The following is a 19,320-nucleotide window of genomic DNA, read 5'->3' on the forward strand; positions in this document are numbered from 1 at the left end:
AAACATGTTCGATAAAAAAACCAAACCAGCAGAAGGCCTTTTTGGCAAAATGAATAGAATTGCAGAAGGAACACAATTAAACGGAGACTTAGTTTCTGATTCTGATGTAAGAATTGACGGGACTTTAATTGGTAACATTACTTTAAAAGGCAAATTAGTTATCGGCCCAAGTGGTTTTGTCGAAGGAAATGTAAAGTGTCTAAACATAGATGTTGAAGGTAAATTTCTTGGAAAACTTGAAGCAATTGAACTCTTAAATGTTAAATCTAATGCAAACATTAAAGGAGATGTTGTAGTTGGAAAACTTGGCGTTGAACCTGGAGCGAATTTTACAGCAACTTGCAGCATGAAAGGTTCAATTAAAAACATCAATGAAGTAAAAAATGAATCAAAACAAGAAGAAAAAACAGCCTAATAAATGGTTGGTTTTTTTAAACATTCCTTTTCAAATGGGAATAATTATTTTTGCAGGAGTTTTTTTTGGAAATTATCTTGATGCAAAATTTAATTTAAGCCCTTTGTTTATAATACTATTATCATTAATTTCTATATTTATTTCGTTGTATAGTATTTTTAGAAATTTAAAAAAAATTCAAGCCATAGATAATGATTAAAAAGTTTTTGATTTCAGTAGCCTATTTATTGATTATTTCATTAATTATCGGTTCAATACATTATTTTTTAATTAGAAACATAGAGGTATTTATCCCTATACAAAACATTTATTTTTTCAATTTTATAATGACTTTTGTAGGACTTGGAATCCTTTATTTTATTTATGATAAATTCAGTGATTACGTAGGGTACACTTTTTTAGGAATTGGAATAATTAAGATGGCGCTTTCGGTCTCTTTTTTGATGCCTTTGATAAAATCTGCCTTTGATAACAAAATTCCAGACACCTTAAGTTTTTTCTTTTGTTACTTTGTTTTTTTAATAATTGAAAGTGTTTTTTTGATAAAATTATTGAACAAAAAAGAGTAAAAGACAAAAAACGTAAAAATTATAGCAATAACTTTTATTATTTTAATTAATAATGTACTTTTGCAAAAAAATTAAAACACTGTTTTATCTAAATATAGTTATGAAGATTTTTGGAAAAGTATTGAACATAGTTTTATTAGCTACTTTATTATTAGCTTCGACTAAAAGTATTGCTGGACATGGTATTGAAGAAGCAGAGAAAGAATTTAATGCTACGGACTTAATTAATTCGCATATTGGTGATTCTCATGATTTCCACATTGCTGATTGGAATGGGCATCCAATATCTGTTTCATTACCTGTAATCTTATGGTCTGAAAACGGATTAACAATATTTGGTTCTTCTGAATTTCATCATGACGATAACGGTTTACATATTGTAGAAAAGAACGGGGAGAAGTTTGTAAAATACAAAGAAGTGATTTATTATGCAGACAAATTCGAAAATTTAAGCGAAGATGATAAGAGTGCCTTTAATTTTAGTGCAAGACCTTTAAATTTCTCTATTACAAAAAACGTTTTTTCAATGTTGCTTTCGGTAATAGTATTATTTTTATTATTCTATTCACTTGCAAAATCTTACAAGAAAAACAATATGGCTCCAAAAGGATTAGCAGGTTTCTTAGAACCATTAGTAATCTTTGTTAGAGACGACATTGCTATTCCAAATATTGGAGAAAAAAAATACGCTAAATTTATGCCTTACTTATTAACTATATTTTTCTTTATATGGATTAATAATATGTTTGGACTTATTCCATTTTTCCCATTTAGTTCTAACTTAACAGGGAATATATACTTTACATTTGTTTTATCATTTATAACATTTTTAATCACATCATTTAATGCTAATAAAGATTATTGGGGTCATATTTTTGCACCACCAGTACCAAAAGCATTATACCCTATTATGATACCAGTAGAGATTATTGGAATGTTTACAAAACCTTTTGCATTAATGATTCGTTTATTCGCAAACATTACTGCAGGGCATATTATTATTTTAAGTTTAATTTCATTAATATATATATTCAAAACAACATGGATCTCTCCAGTTTCTGGTGCCTTTGTATTGTTTATGAGTGTTTTGGAATTATTAGTTGCAGCATTGCAAGCATACGTGTTTACTTTGTTGTCAGCACTGTTTATTGGTCAGGCAGTTGCAGAACATGATCATCACTAAATTGAGTTTTATTAATTATTAACTAAATAAATATTTTATTATGGTATTAGCTGGAATCGGTGCTGGATTAGCTGTTATTGGAGCAGGAATCGGGATTGGAAGAATTGGTGGATCTGCTATGGATGCTATGGCAAGACAACCAGAAGTTGCTGGAAAAATTCAAACAGCAATGATTATTGCTGCTGCTCTTATCGAAGGTGTTGCACTTTTCGCTGTAGTAGTTGCTTTAATCGCTAACTAATTAATCATCTTCTCACAACGGTTGGTTGTGAGAAGATTTTTTAAAAAAAGAAACAAAAAGTAAAATATATATATTATGAATTTAACTTCACCAGAAAGTTTAATATTTTGGACAAGTCTAATTTTTATTGTTTTCTTCTTATTAATGAGGAAACTTGCTTGGAAACCAATTCTTGGAGCTGTAAAAAGCAGAGAAGATTCGATTAATAATGCTTTGTTAGCTGCAGAAAACGCTAAGAAAGACATGCAAAACCTTAAAGCAGATAACGAAAAGTTATTAGCTGAAGCTAGAGCAGAAAGAGATATTATGATTAAAGAAGCACGTGAAATCAAAGAAAAAATGATTAGCGATGCAAAATCAGAAGCTCAAATGCAAGGAGAAAAAATGATCGAACAAGCTAAAGCATCAATTGCTAGTGAGAAAAATGCTGCTATTGCTGATTTAAAAAATCAAGTAGGTGCACTTTCTATAGAGATTGCTGAAAAGGTATTAAAAGGAGAATTAGCTAACAAAGAAGCTCAAACTAAATTAGTTGAGACTATGTTAGGTGATGCTAAATTAAACTAATTATGGCAGGTACAAGAGCAGCTATAAGATACGCAAAAGCGATACTTGATATTGCACAACTAAACAATAATACAGTCAATGTTACTAACGATATGACTTCGATAGTAAATGCTGTAAAAGATAGTAGAGAGTTAAAAAACTTTTTACAAAGCCCTATTATTAAAGGAGAAGTTAAATATTCTTCTTTAGTAGCAATTTTTGCGGCTGCACAAAAAGAAACTAAAAGTTTATTTCAATTGTTATTAGCTAACAAAAGATTTGAATTATTGCCAACAATAGCTTCAGATTTTCAAGCATTAGTAAATGAATTAAACGGTGTTGAGATTGCAAAAGTTACAACTGCTTTTCCAATCACTACTGATTTAGAATCACAAGTTTTAGCAAAAATTAAAGAGTTTTCAAATAAGAAAATCACTTTAGAAAACATTGTTGACGAATCTATCATTGGTGGATTTATTTTAACAATGGGTGATCAACAATACAACGCATCTGTAGCAAGCAGATTGCAAAATTTAAAAAGAGAATTTAGTTATTAATATTTATTGCACCTCAAGAGTGTACAAATTATAAATAAAATGGCAGAAATAAATCCAGCTGAAATTTCAGCAATATTAAAGCAACAATTATCAGGTTTTGAATCTGGTGCAACGTTAGAAGAAGTAGGAACTGTTCTACAAGTAGGAGATGGAATCGCGCGCGTTTACGGATTATCTAACGCTCAATATGGTGAGTTAGTTCAATTCGATAACGGCTTAGAAGCTATCGTTCTTAACTTAGAAGAAGATAACGTTGGTGTGGTACTTTTAGGACCATCAACAGGAATCAAAGAAGGATCAAATGTAAAAAGAACACAACGTATTGCTTCTCTTAAAGTAGGAGAAGAAATAATAGGTCGTGTTGTAGATACATTAGGTAATCCAATTGATGGAAAAGGACCAATAGAAGGAACTTTATATGAATTGCCATTAGAAAGAAAAGCACCTGGAGTTATCTTTCGTCAACCAGTAACTGAACCATTACAAACAGGTATCAAAGCTATCGATGCTATGATTCCAGTAGGTAGAGGACAACGTGAATTGGTAATTGGTGACCGTCAAACTGGAAAAACTACAGTTTGTATTGACACCATCTTAAATCAAAAAGAATTTTACGATGCTGGTCAACCAGTATATTGTATATATGTAGCAATTGGGCAAAAAGCTTCAACGGTTGCATTAATCGCAAAAACTTTAGAAGAAAAAGGAGCAATGGCTTATACAACCATTGTTGCAGCAAACGCTTCTGATCCTGCAGCAATGCAAGTTTATGCACCTATGGCTGGAGCAGCAATTGGAGAATATTTCCGTGATACAGGTCGTCCTGCATTAATCATTTATGATGATTTATCTAAACAAGCTGTAGCTTACCGTGAGGTTTCTCTTTTATTAAGAAGACCACCAGGACGTGAGGCTTATCCTGGAGACGTTTTTTACTTACACTCTCGTTTATTAGAAAGAGCTTGTAAAGTAATCGCAAATGATGAGATTGCTAAAGACATGAATGATTTACCAGACGTATTGAAACCAATCGTTAAAGGTGGAGGTTCATTAACAGCTTTACCAATTATCGAAACCCAAGCGGGTGACGTTTCTGCATATATTCCAACAAACGTAATTTCGATTACTGACGGACAAATTTTCTTAGATGGAGATTTATTTAATTCAGGTGTACGTCCTGCAATTAACGTTGGTATTTCTGTATCTCGCGTTGGAGGTAATGCACAAATTAAATCAATGAAAAAAGTAGCTGGAACATTAAAATTAGACCAAGCTCAATATAGAGAATTAGAAGCATTTGCTAAATTTGGTTCTGACTTAGATGCAGTAACTAAAAATGTAATTGAAAAAGGTAAACGTAACGTTGAGATCTTAAAACAAGCGGTAAATGATCCGTATACAGTTGAAGATCAAGTCGCAATTATCTATGCTGGTTCTAAAAATTTATTAAAAGATGTTCCTGTTGAAAAAGTAAAAGAATTCGAAAGAGATTTTATCGAATATCTTAATGCAAAAAACAGACCAACATTAGATGCTTTAAAAGCTGGTAAATTCACAGATGAAATTACAGACGTTTTAGGAGCAGCAGCTAAAGAAATTTCAGCAAAATATTAATTTATAAGTGAAAAGTAATTAGTGAGTAGTAACTAGCTTAAAGCAACTAATCACTAATTACTACTCACTAATTACTTATAAAAGATGGCAAATTTAAAGGAAATTAGAAATAGAATTACTTCCGTTTCGTCTACGATGCAAATAACATCTGCGATGAAAATGGTTTCTGCAGCAAAGCTTAAAAAAGCACAAGATGCTATTACAGCTATGCGGCCTTATGCCGAAAAATTAACGGAATTATTACAAAATTTAAGCGCAACTCTTGAAGGAGATAGTGCTGTTAGTTTTGCAGATCAAAGAGAAATCAACAAAGTATTAGTTGTTGCCATTACTTCAAACAGAGGTTTATGTGGTGCATTTAATACGAATGTTATTAAACAAGCTGTTATAGTTGGAAATTCTTATCCTGGAAAACAAGTTGATGTTTTTGCTATTGGTAAAAAAGGAAATGATGTTTTAGGAAAAAATTATAATGTAATTGACAACAAGAGTGCAATTTTCGATGATTTGACTTTTGATAATGTTGCAGCAATTGCTCAAGTTTTAATGGATAAATTTGAAGCAGGAGAATATGACAAAATTGAAATTGTTTATAACCAATTTAAAAATGCAGCTACTCAAATTGTACAAAGAGAACAGTTTTTGCCTTTAGCACCAATTACTGGTGGTGAAGCAGTTTCATCTGATTATATCTTTGAACCTTCAAAAGAAGAAATTGTTTTAACCTTGATTCCTAAATCATTAAAAACACAATTATACAAAGCAGTTAGAGATTCATTTGCTTCAGAACATGGTGCTCGTATGACTGCAATGCACAAAGCAACGGACAATGCAACAGATTTAAGAAATCAGTTAAAATTAACATATAACAAAGCACGTCAAGCAGCAATTACTGGAGAAATTCTTGAAATTGTTGGTGGAGCTGAAGCTTTAAATAGTTAAGATTAATTTACATTTATTATAAAAAAAGAGCCAAAGTAATTTGGCTCTTTTTTATTTGATATATTTGTTAAAACCAAAACCTATATAATGCAGAAATATATTTTTACTCTTTTTATCTTATTTGGATTTAGTGCAATTGCTCAAAACCTTCAATTAGAGCAGATTATGAAAGGCAATGAGTTTATTGGAAATCAACCAGAAAATCATCGTTGGTCTACTGACGGCTCAACTATTTATTTTGATTGGAATCCTAAAAATGAAGTTGGAAACAGTACTTACTATTGGAATCCTTCAATGGGTGAGCCGCAAATTTTAAAAGATACAGATAAAGATTTTTCTGAAATCAATGATACCAACCAAAAAGAATTTGAAATTGTTTATTACACTAAAGCGGGCAATTTATATGCTTTCAATAGAAAAAATAAGAACAGCAAGAAGATTATAGTAGCTTCAGAACGTATTTATAATATAGAGAGAAGTAACAATCCAGAAATTATTTTTTACCAACAATCCAGAAATATATATCAACTAAATGTCAAAGATTTTTCCATAGTGCAATTGACAAACTTTAAATCAGGAAGTGAATCAGAAGATAAAGATAAAGAAAAAAATTATTTAGAAAAACAACAAGCCGAATTATTTCAATTTGTTAGAGATAATCAAGCTAAAGACGATTGGTTTAAGGCTAAAAAGAATGAAACTTTAATCAAAGAAATCTATTTCGGAAAATCTTCTTTAGAACAATTAAAACCTTCACCAAACGGAAAATTTATTACGTTTAGATTGTCGGATTATGCAAAACAAAATCCAACAAAAGTCGAACATTTTATTACTGATGATGGTTATACATCAAACAAATCAGCACGTTCAAAAGTATCAATAGATAACTTGAGCAAACACAAAATGGGAATTTACAACATCGAAAAAGACACTGTTTATTACGTTTCATTTTCAAAATTATCAGGTATAATGGATTACCCTGAATATTATCAAGAATATGAAAATTTAAAAGACAAGGAAAAAGAAGAGAAAGCAGTCGTAATGGTTAGCCCAATTTATAACAAAACCGGAACAAAAGCTGTTTTCGAATTACGAAGTCAAGACAACAAAGACCGATGGATTGTTGAGTTAAACTTAATTTCAGGTGAAATAACAGAATTAGACCATCAACATGATGAAGCTTGGATTGGTGGACCAGGAATTCCAAATTACAATTATGGTGGAGGAACTTTAGGTTTTTTAAAAGACAATGAAACAATTTATTTTCAATCAGAAGCTTCTGGATTTTCACATTTATATACTTTGAATTTAACTTCAAAAAAGAAAACCCAACTAACATCAGGAAACTGGGAAGTTAGGGATGTTAAACTTTCACAGGATTTAAAAACATTTTACATTACTACAAATACAAATCATCCTGGAAACAGATCGTTTTATAAATTAGACAGTGAAACTAAAAAAACGACACCAATTTTAACCAATGATGGTGCTTATGAAGTTGAATTATCGCCAAATGAAAAACAACTGTTGGTTCGATATTCTTATAAAAATAAGCCTTGGGAATTATATGTTACAGAAAACAAATCGAATCCAACTTTAAAACAAATTACACACTCAACTACAAAAGAGTTTGAAGCTTATGCATGGAAAAATCCAGACGTAATCACATTTAAAGCTCAGGATGGAAATTCAGTTTACGCAAGAGTATACGAACCAAAAGGAGAAACCAAAAACAAAGCGGCAATCATTTTTGTGCATGGTGCTGGATATTTACAAAACGCGCATAATTATTGGAGTTCATATCACAGAGAATTCATGTTTCATAATATGTTGACCGATTTAGGTTACACAATTTTAGACATTGATTACAGAGGAAGTGATGGTTACGGAAGAGATGTCAGAACTGGAATTTACCGACATATGGGTGGTTTAGATTTATTAGATCAATTGGATGGAAAAAAATATTTAGTTGATACTTTAGGAATTGATGCCAATCGAGTTGGAATTTACGGTGGTTCTTATGGAGGATTTACCACTTTAATGGCTTTGTTGACTGAACCTGGTGAATTTAAAGCTGGTGCAGCCTTGCGTTCAGTTACGGATTGGGCACATTATAATCAAGGATATACTTCGAATATTTTAAACTTTCCAGAAACAGATTCTATTGCTTTTAGAAGAAGTTCACCCATTTATTTTGCTGAAAACCTTCAAGATAAATTATTAATGTTGCATGGAATGGTTGATGATAACGTACAATTCCAAGACGTAGTTCGTTTGTCGCAACGTTTTATTGAATTAGGAAAAAAAGATTGGGATTTAGCCGTTTTTCCAGTGGAAGCACATGGTTTTAAAGAAACCTATTCTTGGATTGATGAATACAGAAGAATTTTAGAGTTGTTCAACAAAAACTTATTAGAAAAATAATGGAAATCCTTGAGTTAACTACCAAAGAAGCAATGTTAGAACAGTTGCCAATTATTCAACAACTCTATGCTGATTTTACTTTGGAAAAATACAAATCGCTTTTAGATGAAATGTTGCCTATAAATTATAAACAAGTCATTGTCAAAGAACACAATGAAACTATTGGTTTGGCAGGATATTGGATAGCCTCAAAACTATGGTGTGGAAGATATTTAGAATTAGACAATGTAATAGTTCATCCAAATCACCGTTCTAAAGGAATTGGGAAAGTTATTACAGAATATTTGGTTGAAAAAGCGATAAAAAATAATTGTACAATGGCTGTTTTAGATGCTTATACAACTAATTTTGCCGCTCAAAAATTCTATATAAATCATGGTTTCGTGCCAAAAGGTTTTCACTTTGTAAAATATTTAAAAAGAATAGATATGAAATTAATAGTCACATTATTTTTATTTGGAATTTTTTCTTGTTCTTCATCAAAAGAAGTTTCAAAAGATCTTTCTGACAACATAGAAACTGTTTATTATCAAAAATGGGTAGCAGGTGTTCAAGATGGTGGGAGTGGTATTAATTTTCATGTTGTTTTTAAAAAGCCTTTGTCAAAGGATTCTAAATTAGAAAAAGTACGGTTTAATGCTTATGAGAAAATTTTTGAAAAGTTATCAGAAACAGAATATATTGCTAGAATTAAAACCTTTCAAAATGATTTAATTTTAGATGAAAATCCCAAACAAGAATATGTAAATAAAGCTCCAGAAGTACAACTCAAACCGGGAGAAGCAAATTTATATTTTAAAATAAAAGGAATAGAAAGTATTAAAAATCTTCAAAACGTTAAAGAAAAACCAATGATTGCTTTTCCATCAAGGAATAAAGAAAAGAATTAATTACTTTTGCTTCAATATCTAAAATAAAAAATTTGAGTGTATATAAAAGTCTTTTTAAACAAACCGCAATTTATGGCTTAGCAACAGTTCTGCCTAGAATGTTTAGTTTTATTTTGGTGCCTTTATACACTGATCCTGAAGTTTTAAATGTAAAAGAATATGGTGAAGTTTCTATTATTTTTTCTTGGTTAGTATTCTTTAATGTTATACTTTCTTACGGAATGGAAACTAGTTTTTTTCGTTTCTTTTCTAAAGAAGATAATAAAAATGTTGTAAGTACATCAACCATTTCTCTTTTTTGGTCATCAATTGCATTTTTAATTATGGCTTTATTAGGCAGAAATTATTTAGCAAAAGCCAGTAATATTGATGTTGAATTCATAGTTTATACCATTTGGATTTTAGTTTTAGATGCTTTAGTAATCATACCTTTTTCAAAACTTAGAGCAGAAAAAAGGCCTGTGTTTTATGCTTTAATTAAAGTAGGAAACGTTGCTTTAAACTTGTTTTTAAACTTATTTTTCTTGCTTTGGTTACCCAAATTAGCAGCAAGTTCTCCAAACAGTTTTATTAGCACAATTTATTTTGAAAACTTTCAAATAGGTTACATTTTTGTAGCTAATATTATAGCTAGTTTTGCCACTTTTGTATTACTTTCTCCAAGTTATATAAAAATGAATTGGCACTTTGATACCGAACTTTGGAAGAAAATGATGCGATATAGTTTACCAGTAATGGTTGCCGGAATTGCATTTGCAATCAACGAAACTTTTGACAGGATTCTATTAGATTATATTTTGCCAGAAAACATTGCGAAAACCGAAATTGGTGCTTATTCAGCCTGTTATAAATTGGCTTTGTTTATGACATTATTTGCAACTGCTTTTCGTCTTGGTATTGAACCTTTCTTTTTCAGTCACTCATCTAATGAAAATGCTAGCAAAACTTATGCTGATATTACAAAATATTTTGTTGTTTTTGGTTCGGTAATTCTATTAGTTGTTGTTGTCTTTGCTGATGTTTTAAAAATGTTAATTATTCGTGATGCTTCTTATTGGGAAGCCATGAAAGTTGTTCCATTAATAATTTTAGCTAATTTCTTTTTAGGAATTTATAATAACCTTTCTGTATGGTACAAACTAACTGACAAAACAAAAATGGGAATGTACATTTCAATTGTTGGTGCTATAATTACTCTAGCTTTAAACTTTTTATTAATTCCAATTTGGAGTTATATGGGAAGTGCAATTGCAACAATTTCAGCCTATGCAACAATGATGCTAATTTCATATTATCTTGGAAATAAGTATTATCCAATTCCTTATGACATGAAGAAAATAATGAGTTATTTAGGAATTTCAATAGTATTGTCCGGAATATCTTTTTACGTCGAAATATTTAGAGAAACCTATATTTTTGGTATTTTAGCCATAATCTTTTTTGGCTACTATATTTACAGTAATGAAAAACAAGTTTTATTAAAAATCATCAAAAGAAAATGAACATAAAAATAATCAACAAATCACAACATTCATTACCTAATTACGAAACTATTGCTTCTGCAGGAATGGATTTACGTGCGAACTTAACGGAATCAGTTTCATTAAAACCACTAGGAAGAGCCATTGTAAAAACAGGACTTTTCATTGAATTACCAATAGGTTATGAGGCACAAGTTCGTCCAAGAAGTGGTTTGGCGGCTAAAAAAGGAGTTACAGTACTAAATTCTCCAGGAACAGTTGATGCCGATTATCGCGGAGAAATAGGAGTAATTTTAGTAAATTTATCCAATGAAGAATTCACAATCGAAAATGGAGAAAGAATAGCTCAATTAATCATCGCAAAACATGAAAGAGCAGAATGGATTGAAGTTGAAGAATTATCTGAAACATCTCGTGGAGAAGGTGGTTTTGGAAGTACAGGAGTTAAATAAAATTTAATAATTAAAAGATTAAAAAATTTAAAGATTATGGAAATGTAATTTTTAAATCTTTCAATCCTTAAATCTTACAATAAAAAATGAAAATAATAGTACCAATGGCTGGTCGTGGTTCACGACTTCGTCCTCATACATTAACAGTTCCTAAACCATTAATTCCAGTTGCAGGGAAACCAATCGTTCACAGATTAGTGGAAGATATTGCAGGAGTTTTAAATCAAGATATTGATGAAGTAGCTTTTATCATACACGAAAGTTTTGGTAAAAAAGTAGAAGAAGAATTAGTAGCAATTGCCCATAAATTAGGAGCAAAAGGAACAATTTATTATCAAAATGAAGCTTTAGGAACTGGTCATGCGATTATGTGTGCCAAAGATTCTTTAAGTGGACCAGCAGTTATTGCTTATGCTGATACATTAATTCGTGCTGATTTTGATTTAGATAAAAATGCAGATAGCGTAATTTGGGTAAAACAAGTAGATAAACCAGAAGCTTTTGGCGTTGTAAACTTAAATGATAATGGAGAAATCATTGAATTAGTTGAAAAACCAAAAGAATTCGTTTCAGACTTAGCTGTGATTGGAATTTATTATTTCAAAAATGTTGCTGTCTTGAAAGACGAGCTGCAATTAGTCATAGATAACAACATCATTCATGGTGGAGAATATCAAATTAATGACGGAATTAAGCAAATGATGGCAAAGGGCATGAAATTTGTACCAGGCAAAGTGGACGAATGGATGGATTGCGGAAACAAAGACGTAACCGTTGATACAAATACAAGAATGCTTGGGTTTTTACATAATGATGGGGAACATTTAATCGATTATGATGTAAAACAAGAAAACTCAACCATAATTCCTCCTTGTTATATTGGTGAAGATGTAGTTTTAATTAACGCTACAGTTGGACCAAATGTATCTTTGGGAAAAGGATGTCACGTAATTGATTCAACGATTAAAAATAGTTTGGTTCAAACACATGTACATATAAAAAACGCAAAATTAGATAATGCAATGATAGGTAATCATGCATCATTTGACGGAAACTTTACTAGTATTAGTATTGGAGATTATTCGGTATTAGAATAAAATATAACTTAATGAATAGATTTATAACATTTTTGATTCTTTTTATAACTTTTGGTTATAATCAAGTGTCTTTTGCTCAAGAAACGCCAAATCCAGAAGAAATTGCTGCGGTTGACGATGCTTTTGAAAATAATTTTTATGATGCTTTAACTCAAAAAGCTATTGAAAATTATGACAGAGCAATCATTTCTTTGCAAAAATGTTTAGATAAAGAGGCAAACAACCCAGTTATTTATCATGAATTAGGAAAAAATTATTTTGCCTTAAAGCAATATGCTGAAGCCCAAAATAATTTTCAAAAAGCAATAGATTTAAATCCAAAAGAACGTTGGTATTGGAATGGCTTGTATGATGTTTTTTATGAAACAAAAGATTACAATAATGCTATCAGAATTGTGTCTAAATTAATTGAATTTAATAAAGATTTTCAAGATGATTTAGTTTCATTATATATGTACACCAACCAAAAAGATAAGGCTTTATCTTTATTAAATGATATGGAACAAACGACAAACTTGTCGCAAACCATGGAATACTACAAATTGCAACTTGAAAGAACACCTGAACTTAATAAGCCAGAAAAAAATGATTTAGCAGCGGCTATCAAAAAATCCCCGTTAGTTGAACAAAATTATATTGATTTAATTTACCAATATTCGGAATCAAATAATGAAGAAAAAGCGTTTGAAATTGCAAAACAATTGCAGAAAATATTCCAAATTCTGATTGGGCTCACGTAAGTTTAACTAAATTTTACTTGAATAACAATGACGGTCAAAATGCTTCAAATTCACTGTTTAAAGTTTTAGAAAGTGCTAAAATCGATATTAAAATAAAACATAGAGTTTTTAATGAGTTTCTGATATTTGCATCAAATAATAATGAATTTTCAAACAATTTAGAGAAAGCAATTACGTTGTTAGATGAAGACAGATCAATAAATGTAAACAAAGAGGTTGCTAAATATTTTCTAAAGAAAAATAAGTTAGATGAAGCTGTTTTTTATTTTGAAAAAAGTATAGAAAATCAACCAGAAGATTTTGAAAGTTTTGAGTTTCTAATGCAATTATTAGTTCAGAAAAAGCAATATGATAAAGTAGATAAATATGCTAATCAACAATTAGAACTATATCCAACTCAAGCTAGTTTATATTTTTATTCTGGTATAGCTTTATTAAATTTAAACAAAACAAAAGAAGCAATAAGTAAATTAGAAGAAGGTGTTGATTATGTTGTAGAGAATCCTAATTTAGAAAAAGAATTTTACACACAATTAGCCAAATCTTACGAAAAATCAGGAGATTTAAAAAAGAAAGAAATGTATTTATCCAAAAGTCAAAACGTAAAATAATAATGAAGAAAGTTTTTCTATTCGTATTTCTTTCAGTGCTTTTTGTTTCTTGTAAAACAACCCAATTGACTTCCAACGCTAAAGCTTCAAAAGGAGTAAAGGTTGAGGAAATTGTAAAAGGGCACAACGATAATTTTAAAGACTTTTCTACGTTAAGTATAAGAACAGATGTAAAATATCAAGACATAAAAAACAGACAATCTATTGGTGCAGATATTAGAATTAAAAAAGATGAAATTATCTGGATTAATATTAAGTTTTTAGGTTTTCCTGTGGCAAAAGCATTAATTACACCAACAAAAGTGAGTTATTACGAAAAGGTAAACGGTACTTATTTTGAAGGTGATTTTATTCTATTAAGCAATTGGTTAGGAACAGATTTGGATTTTGAAAAAGTTCAAAATTTATTGTTAGGAAAAGCTTTAGATGAGATTTCGAAAGAAGTTTTCGTGTCTCAAATAGTAGAGAATATGTATCAACTATCTGAAAAAAAACCAAAAGACATACAAAAACAATATGCTTTTGAAGCCGGAAGGTTTTTACTAAAAAAAGAAGTTATTAATCAAATTTCAGCTGAAAAGAGTTTAGAAATTAATTATATTTCTCATACACTGATTGATGATCATATCTTTCCCAAAGAGATGAACATTAAAGCAAGTCAAAAAAATAAAGTTTCAATAGATGTTGAGTATAAAAAAGTTGAAATCAATCCTGAAATAACTTTTCCATTTTCTATTCCAGATGATTACGAACAAGTTGAGATTAAACAACAATAATAGATGAAGTCAAAAATAGTTATTATAGCATTTCTTTTATGTAGCACATTAAATTGGGCACAAATTTCTAAGCAACAAGAATTAGAAGCTAGGAAAGAAAAAATCATAAATGCTATTCTTCAATACAATGGTTTATTGAAGATTGAAAAAAAGAAAGAAACCTCAGTCTTAACAGAAATTAAGGAAAAAAATGCTAGAATTAAATTAAGTCAAAATTTAATCAACACGAATGAAACGCAAGTAAAATATATTTCAAATGATATTGCAAAGAATCAAAATATAATAAAAAGCTTAACAAAAGAATTAGAAATTTTAAAATCTGATTATGCAAGTATGATTGTGAAAGCTTATAAAAGTCGTTCACAAAGCAGCAGAGTTATGTTTGTTTTGTCTTCTCAAAATTTTTATCAAGCCTATAAGCGTATTCAATACATGAAACAATATGCTGGATTTAGAAAATCACAAGCTGAAGAAATTAAGATTAAGCAACAAAGATTAAATGAAGCTATTGTTGCTCTTCAATCAAAAAAAGAGCAGAAAGAAAAAGTAATTGTTCAAACAGCTAAAGAAAAAGAAGAACTAGAAAGACAAAAGCAAGAAAAAGAAAAATTGGTTAAAATCATCCAAAAAGATAAAAAGAAATATTCTGCTGAAATTGATAAAAAAGAGAAAGAGAAAAGAGATATAGATAAACAAATTAAAAAGACTATTGCGGATGCAATTGTTGCGGCAAACAAAAGAGCAGCAGAAAAAGCTAAAGCTGAAGCCAAAAAGAACAATACTTCAACTAAAACCACAAGTACTGTAAAAACAACACCAGCTGCAAGTAGTGTGACAAGTTCTAAATTTATTTTAAATGCAGAAGGCAAAGTAGATTCAGATAATTTTAAAGCCAATAGAGGTAAATTACCATTACCAGTAGAAAAAGGATATATTTCGTTGCCTTATGGAGACCAACCACATCCGATACATAAAAACTTAACCACACATAATAGTGGAGTTGAAATTACAACACAAGCTGGTTCATATGCTAGAGCTGTTTTTGGAGGAGAAGTAATTCAAATTCAATCTATTTATGCAAATAACTATGCAGTTTATATTAGACATGGTGATTTTATTACTTTATATATGAATATAGAATCGTTAAATGTTTCTGTTGGCGATAATGTTTCCATCAAACAAAGATTAGGAAAAATCCATACCAATTCAGATGGAAAAACAACTATGAAATTTATAGTAACTCAAAACACGACTACTTTAAATCCATCCAGTTGGTTGAGTTTATAAGAATAAAAAAAGAGAGCAATTGCTCTCTTTTTTTATTATGTAAATAATGCTTTTAATTCAGTAGCATCATGGGGTTTCATTTTACCAGCTAAGACTAAACTTAATTGTTTTCTGCGCAAAGCACCTTCGAAACGTTCTTTTTCTATATCTGATTCAGGTACAACGGGAGGAACTTGAACAGGTCTTCCAGAATCGTCAACTGCTACAAAAGTATAAATAGCTTCATTGGCTTTAGAACGATTACCACTTTCTCTATCTTCCACCCAGACATCAAGATAAATTTCCATAGAAGAATTAAAAGATCTTGATATTTTGGCTTCAACAGTCACAACACTTCCTAAAGGAATTGATTTATTAAAAGCTACGTGATTAACACTTGCAGTAACTGTAATTCTTCTACAGTGACGTCTTGCAGCAATACTAGCCGCTCTATCCATACGTGCTAATAATTCGCCACCAAATAAGTTGTTTAAAGGATTTGTTTCACTTGGTAATACTAAATCCGTTAAAATTGTTAAAGATTGTGCAGCTTTTCTTGGTTCCATTCTTTTTTTTGACAAAGATAAAGGAAATAAGATATTTTGTGCTTAAAATGTTGTTAAGAAAAACATTAGTCAATCAATAACCAAGCTTGGCTATTAGAAGTATTTCTCATTTTATCTAAAAATGATTTTGCTTCACTATAATCAACAAAACTTTGAAAATAAACAGGATTCATTCCGTTATTGCTTTTTGGACCTAATTCTGCCTTAAAACCTTGTTGTATCAAATCAGCATAAGCATTTTTAGCATTCTGTTCATTGCTAAAAACTCCAGCAACAACATGATAGGGATAGTTTTTTGTATCTTCTTCAACGGCAATATTCACTTCTGGTAAAGGAGTATTAATAAAAAAAGTAGCTTCTTGAATTTTGTTTTGTACTTTTTCTTGAACAGATTTTTCAACTAATAAAGTCTCTTGTTCAATTTTAGTATCATAATATTGTTTGTAACCAAAAGTTCCAGCTAAACCAAAAAACAAAACAGCTGCTGCAGCATATTTTAGATAAGAATAGTTTTTCTTCTTTTCTGGAGTAAAAATTATTGGTGCAACTTCTTCTAATTCTTCCACAATTTTTTTCAATTCTTCTCTTTTTATAGAAGGAGAAATAAAGTTAGATAAACCAAAAGAACTTGTTAGATAATTAGTGTTATTGATTGGCTCAAAAAACCAAGTCATTTCACTAGAAAGTTTAATGTTTCCAATGTTTTCAATGGAAAGCGTTTCTCTAGTTTGTAATTTCTCCATCCAAGAACCCACTACATTTGAAATAGAAGTAACAGCTTCTTCGTAACTAATTTTTTCAGTTAATGCAATATGATTAGCCAATAAGCCATCATTGTTTTTAATATTAGCATTAAAAGAAACAACTTTTGTAGGTGGATTAAAGGTAACAGCACTACCATTAAGCTGTGCAGACTGAATTTCGGTTAAAAAAGCACCAAAACCAGGAACTGTAACGCATTGGTAACGATACAACAAAGAAGATATGTGACTGTTAATATTCATAGTAGCAAAGAAAAAATTTTATGGCATTAAAGCAAAACTTATCAGACTATATTTATTAACATTTACTAAAATATTTTACAAAATGTTTATTAACAATGTGTTATAACTTCAAAAAAATATTTATTTTTGAAGCCAATTTATTTATATGAGCCAAACAGAATTATTTTACGCCTTATCCTTACTACAAGTTGAAGGAGTTGGAGATGTCATGGCAAAGAAACTCATCAATCAATGTGGTTCTGCCGAAAACATTTTCAAAGAGAAAACAACAACACTTCAAAAAATTGATGGTGTTGGATCTATTTTAACAAAAAAACTCAAAGACAAGTCCGTCTTTGATAAAGCTACAGCCGAATTAAAATTTATCGAACAAGAAAAAATACAAACATTATATTTTCAAGATAAATTATATCCAGAACGTTTAAAACATTGTATTGATAGTCCTTTAGTTTTATTTCAATCTGGAAATATTGATTTACAAAATCGAAAAATTATTAGTATAGTTGGAACAAGACAAATCTCAAGTTATGGTACAGAATTTTGTAGAAAATTACTAGAAGACCTAGCGCCTTTAAATCCAGTAATTGTTAGTGGTTTTGCTTATGGAGTTGATATTATTGCTCATCAAGCGGCAATGGATTTAGGATTACAAACGGTTGGTGTATTTGCTCATGGTTTAAACCAAATTTATCCAAAAGTACATAAGAAATATGTAGCTAAAATGGAACAGAATGGTGGTTTTCTTACCGAATTTTGGAGCACATCAAATCCTGAAAAGGAAAATTTTGTAAAAAGAAATAGAATTGTAGCTGGAATGAGCGAAGCCACAATTGTAATTGAAAGTGCCGAAAAAGGAGGTTCCTTAATTACAGCCATGTTAGCCAACGATTATAATAGAGATGTGTTTGCAGTTCCAGGAAGAACTTCCGATAAATTGAGTCAAGGTTGTAATAATTTAATAAAAACCCAAAGAGCCAATTTACTTACAAGCGCAGCTGATATAGTTTATATTTTGAACTGGGAATTAGAAAAAGGTAAAAAAGAAACGAAATCGATTCAGAAACAACTCTTTGTTTCTCTTGAGCCAGAAGAACAAAAAGTCTACGATTACTTATTAAAAAGAGGAAAAGAGGAAATGGATATAATTGCTTTAGAATGCGATTTTCCAGTATTCAGAATTTCATCCATTTTATTGAACATGGAATTAAAGGGAGTAATAAGACCTTTACCCGGAAAATTGTTTGAAGCGATTTAATTAAAACTTACGTGAATCTTTGTTAAGCTGAACCCATTTCAGATTCTAAAAACCCTTCACATTTTATTAATTCATTTTTAAAAATTAAAATCGTAAATTGGTATCAAATTTTATTTTTCATGTATACATTGCCAAAAATTGAGCGATTTAATCAAAATGTCGCTTCCAAATATAACATTTACAATAGTGTTTTCATCACTTTACCATTTGATGAAATAAATAACACAGGTGTTTTATTACCTTTATTTTCTGAAGTTTGCGAAAACGGATTTAAAAAAAATCAAAGCCCTGAACAAATTTTTGATGCTTTTGTTGCTAAATATTTAGATAATCCAACCCAGCAAGAAAAGGAATCGTTAATGTTTCGATTTATACAATATATTGAGCGTCAAGTAGTGCTTTTTGATGCCATTGAAGACGCTGGTTTTGCTGTTGTAAATAATTTGGAAGGAAGAGGCTCGTTGCGAGATATGAAGGAAAACGCAGAGCAAAAGAATAAACATGAAGAACTAAAAGAATTTTTAGATAACTTTAAAATTAGAACAGTTTTAACAGCTCATCCAACACAATTTTATCCAGGTTCTGTTTTAGGAATTATAACAGATTTGACAAATGCTATTAGACAAAACGACTTACATTCTATTAAAGAATTATTAGCACAATTAGGAAAAACACCTTTCATCAAACAAGA

Annotated in this window: 21 protein-coding genes; 19 read left to right on the top strand and 2 right to left on the bottom strand. The window is 30.1% G+C overall.

Going from position 1 to position 19,320, the window contains the following annotated elements; all coding sequences use genetic code 11:
- The first annotated feature begins 4 nt into the window (after positions 1-4).
- The 17 genes from AACZ53_RS03300 (at position 5) to AACZ53_RS03380 (ending at position 15,825) form a co-directional block, all read left to right on the top strand.
- On the top strand, positions 5-415 hold the full coding sequence (locus AACZ53_RS03300; protein WP_339834753.1) for a polymer-forming cytoskeletal protein: 411 nt from the start codon (positions 5-7) through the stop codon (positions 413-415).
- Positions 384-614, top strand: a complete 231-nt coding sequence (locus AACZ53_RS03305; protein WP_339834755.1) for an AtpZ/AtpI family protein — start codon at positions 384-386, stop codon at positions 612-614. Before AACZ53_RS03300 ends, AACZ53_RS03305 begins: the two co-directional genes overlap by 32 nt.
- A 470-nt stretch (positions 615-1,084) precedes the next feature.
- Positions 1,085-2,167, top strand: a complete 1,083-nt coding sequence (gene atpB / locus AACZ53_RS03310) for a F0F1 ATP synthase subunit A (protein WP_339834757.1) — start codon at positions 1,085-1,087, stop codon at positions 2,165-2,167.
- Positions 2,168-2,207: 40 nt separating this feature from the next.
- Positions 2,208-2,408, top strand: coding sequence for an ATP synthase F0 subunit C (gene atpE, locus AACZ53_RS03315; RefSeq protein WP_339834759.1), 201 nt, complete (start codon positions 2,208-2,210; stop codon positions 2,406-2,408).
- 75 nt (positions 2,409-2,483) lie between these two features.
- Positions 2,484-2,975 carry a F0F1 ATP synthase subunit B gene (locus tag AACZ53_RS03320; RefSeq protein ID WP_339834761.1) on the top strand — a complete coding sequence of 164 codons (492 nt, stop codon included), beginning with the start codon at positions 2,484-2,486 and terminating at the stop codon, positions 2,973-2,975.
- A 2-nt stretch (positions 2,976-2,977) separates the two neighbouring features.
- Positions 2,978-3,511, top strand: a complete 534-nt coding sequence (atpH, locus tag AACZ53_RS03325; protein WP_339834764.1) for an ATP synthase F1 subunit delta — start codon at positions 2,978-2,980, stop codon at positions 3,509-3,511.
- A 39-nt stretch (positions 3,512-3,550) separates the two neighbouring features.
- On the top strand, positions 3,551-5,125 hold the full coding sequence (atpA, locus tag AACZ53_RS03330; RefSeq protein WP_026717722.1) for a F0F1 ATP synthase subunit alpha: 1,575 nt from the start codon (positions 3,551-3,553) through the stop codon (positions 5,123-5,125).
- An 84-nt stretch (positions 5,126-5,209) separates the two neighbouring features.
- Positions 5,210-6,067, top strand: coding sequence for an ATP synthase F1 subunit gamma (gene atpG / locus AACZ53_RS03335; RefSeq protein WP_339834767.1), 858 nt, complete (start codon positions 5,210-5,212; stop codon positions 6,065-6,067).
- Positions 6,068-6,154: 87 nt separating this feature from the next.
- On the top strand, positions 6,155-8,491 hold the full coding sequence (locus AACZ53_RS03340; protein WP_339834770.1) for a prolyl oligopeptidase family serine peptidase: 2,337 nt from the start codon (positions 6,155-6,157) through the stop codon (positions 8,489-8,491).
- On the top strand, positions 8,491-9,381 hold the full coding sequence (locus AACZ53_RS03345; protein WP_339834773.1) for a GNAT family N-acetyltransferase: 891 nt from the start codon (positions 8,491-8,493) through the stop codon (positions 9,379-9,381). The genes AACZ53_RS03340 and AACZ53_RS03345 overlap by 1 nt, the downstream gene beginning before the upstream one ends.
- A gap of 32 nt (positions 9,382-9,413) precedes the next feature.
- On the top strand, positions 9,414-10,883 hold the full coding sequence (locus AACZ53_RS03350) for a polysaccharide biosynthesis C-terminal domain-containing protein (protein WP_339834776.1): 1,470 nt from the start codon (positions 9,414-9,416) through the stop codon (positions 10,881-10,883).
- Positions 10,880-11,314 (top strand): dUTP diphosphatase, encoded by a 435-nt coding sequence (gene dut / locus AACZ53_RS03355; RefSeq protein WP_339834778.1) that lies wholly within the window; start codon positions 10,880-10,882, stop codon positions 11,312-11,314. The genes AACZ53_RS03350 and dut overlap by 4 nt, the downstream gene beginning before the upstream one ends.
- An 86-nt stretch (positions 11,315-11,400) precedes the next feature.
- The gene (locus AACZ53_RS03360; RefSeq protein ID WP_339834781.1) at positions 11,401-12,411 is read left to right on the top strand and encodes a sugar phosphate nucleotidyltransferase; all 1,011 of its coding nucleotides are present in this window, start codon (positions 11,401-11,403) and stop codon (positions 12,409-12,411) included.
- An 11-nt stretch (positions 12,412-12,422) separates the two neighbouring features.
- Positions 12,423-13,151, top strand: coding sequence for a tetratricopeptide repeat protein (locus tag AACZ53_RS03365; protein ID WP_339834784.1), 729 nt, complete (start codon positions 12,423-12,425; stop codon positions 13,149-13,151).
- Positions 13,152-13,168: 17 nt separating this feature from the next.
- Complete coding sequence (locus AACZ53_RS03370) at positions 13,169-13,762, top strand: CDC27 family protein (protein WP_339834786.1); 594 nt, start codon at positions 13,169-13,171, stop codon at positions 13,760-13,762.
- A 2-nt stretch (positions 13,763-13,764) separates the two neighbouring features.
- Positions 13,765-14,538: a DUF4292 domain-containing protein gene (locus AACZ53_RS03375; protein ID WP_339834789.1), complete on the top strand. Its 774-nt coding sequence runs from the start codon at positions 13,765-13,767 to the stop codon at positions 14,536-14,538.
- 3 nt (positions 14,539-14,541) lie between these two features.
- The gene (locus tag AACZ53_RS03380) at positions 14,542-15,825 is read left to right on the top strand and encodes a peptidoglycan DD-metalloendopeptidase family protein (protein WP_339834791.1); all 1,284 of its coding nucleotides are present in this window, start codon (positions 14,542-14,544) and stop codon (positions 15,823-15,825) included.
- Between the two features lie 35 nt (positions 15,826-15,860).
- Here AACZ53_RS03380 and AACZ53_RS03385 read toward each other — a convergent pair whose 3' ends face one another.
- Positions 15,861-16,370 (bottom strand): acyl-CoA thioesterase, encoded by a 510-nt coding sequence (locus AACZ53_RS03385; protein ID WP_026717705.1) that lies wholly within the window; start codon positions 16,368-16,370, stop codon positions 15,861-15,863.
- A 65-nt stretch (positions 16,371-16,435) separates the two neighbouring features.
- Positions 16,436-17,374, bottom strand: coding sequence for an SPOR domain-containing protein (locus tag AACZ53_RS03390; protein ID WP_339834793.1), 939 nt, complete (start codon positions 17,372-17,374; stop codon positions 16,436-16,438).
- A 145-nt stretch (positions 17,375-17,519) separates the two neighbouring features.
- Between AACZ53_RS03390 and dprA the strand changes: the two genes are divergently transcribed.
- A complete protein-coding gene (gene dprA, locus AACZ53_RS03395; RefSeq protein ID WP_339834796.1) occupies positions 17,520-18,629 on the top strand; it encodes a DNA-processing protein DprA in 1,110 nt (369 codons plus the stop codon).
- 119 nt (positions 18,630-18,748) lie between these two features.
- A partial coding sequence (locus AACZ53_RS03400) for a phosphoenolpyruvate carboxylase (protein WP_339834799.1) occupies positions 18,749-19,320 on the top strand: 572 nt, incomplete at its 3' end.

The organism is uncultured Flavobacterium sp. (assembly GCF_963975005.1).
In the GTDB taxonomy this organism is placed as follows: domain Bacteria; phylum Bacteroidota; class Bacteroidia; order Flavobacteriales; family Flavobacteriaceae; genus Flavobacterium.

Excerpts from the sequence above, each read along its gene's own strand:
- AACZ53_RS03300 (WP_339834753.1), top strand. The coding sequence starts at position 5 with ATGTTCGATAAAAAAACCAAACCAGCAGAAGGCCTTTTTGGCAAAATG.
- AACZ53_RS03305 (WP_339834755.1), top strand. The coding sequence starts at position 384 with ATGAATCAAAACAAGAAGAAAAAACAGCCTAATAAATGGTTGGTTTTT.
- atpB (WP_339834757.1), top strand. The coding sequence starts at position 1,085 with ATGAAGATTTTTGGAAAAGTATTGAACATAGTTTTATTAGCTACTTTA.
- atpE (WP_339834759.1), top strand. The coding sequence starts at position 2,208 with ATGGTATTAGCTGGAATCGGTGCTGGATTAGCTGTTATTGGAGCAGGA.
- AACZ53_RS03320 (WP_339834761.1), top strand. The coding sequence starts at position 2,484 with ATGAATTTAACTTCACCAGAAAGTTTAATATTTTGGACAAGTCTAATT.
- atpH (WP_339834764.1), top strand. The coding sequence starts at position 2,978 with ATGGCAGGTACAAGAGCAGCTATAAGATACGCAAAAGCGATACTTGAT.
- atpA (WP_026717722.1), top strand. The coding sequence starts at position 3,551 with ATGGCAGAAATAAATCCAGCTGAAATTTCAGCAATATTAAAGCAACAA.
- atpG (WP_339834767.1), top strand. The coding sequence starts at position 5,210 with ATGGCAAATTTAAAGGAAATTAGAAATAGAATTACTTCCGTTTCGTCT.
- AACZ53_RS03340 (WP_339834770.1), top strand. The coding sequence starts at position 6,155 with ATGCAGAAATATATTTTTACTCTTTTTATCTTATTTGGATTTAGTGCA.
- AACZ53_RS03345 (WP_339834773.1), top strand. The coding sequence starts at position 8,491 with ATGGAAATCCTTGAGTTAACTACCAAAGAAGCAATGTTAGAACAGTTG.
- dut (WP_339834778.1), top strand. The coding sequence starts at position 10,880 with ATGAACATAAAAATAATCAACAAATCACAACATTCATTACCTAATTAC.
- AACZ53_RS03360 (WP_339834781.1), top strand. The coding sequence starts at position 11,401 with ATGAAAATAATAGTACCAATGGCTGGTCGTGGTTCACGACTTCGTCCT.
- AACZ53_RS03365 (WP_339834784.1), top strand. The coding sequence starts at position 12,423 with ATGAATAGATTTATAACATTTTTGATTCTTTTTATAACTTTTGGTTAT.
- AACZ53_RS03375 (WP_339834789.1), top strand. The coding sequence starts at position 13,765 with ATGAAGAAAGTTTTTCTATTCGTATTTCTTTCAGTGCTTTTTGTTTCT.
- AACZ53_RS03380 (WP_339834791.1), top strand. The coding sequence starts at position 14,542 with ATGAAGTCAAAAATAGTTATTATAGCATTTCTTTTATGTAGCACATTA.
- AACZ53_RS03385 (WP_026717705.1), bottom strand. The coding sequence starts at position 16,370 with ATGGAACCAAGAAAAGCTGCACAATCTTTAACAATTTTAACGGATTTA.
- AACZ53_RS03390 (WP_339834793.1), bottom strand. The coding sequence starts at position 17,374 with ATGAATATTAACAGTCACATATCTTCTTTGTTGTATCGTTACCAATGC.
- dprA (WP_339834796.1), top strand. The coding sequence starts at position 17,520 with ATGAGCCAAACAGAATTATTTTACGCCTTATCCTTACTACAAGTTGAA.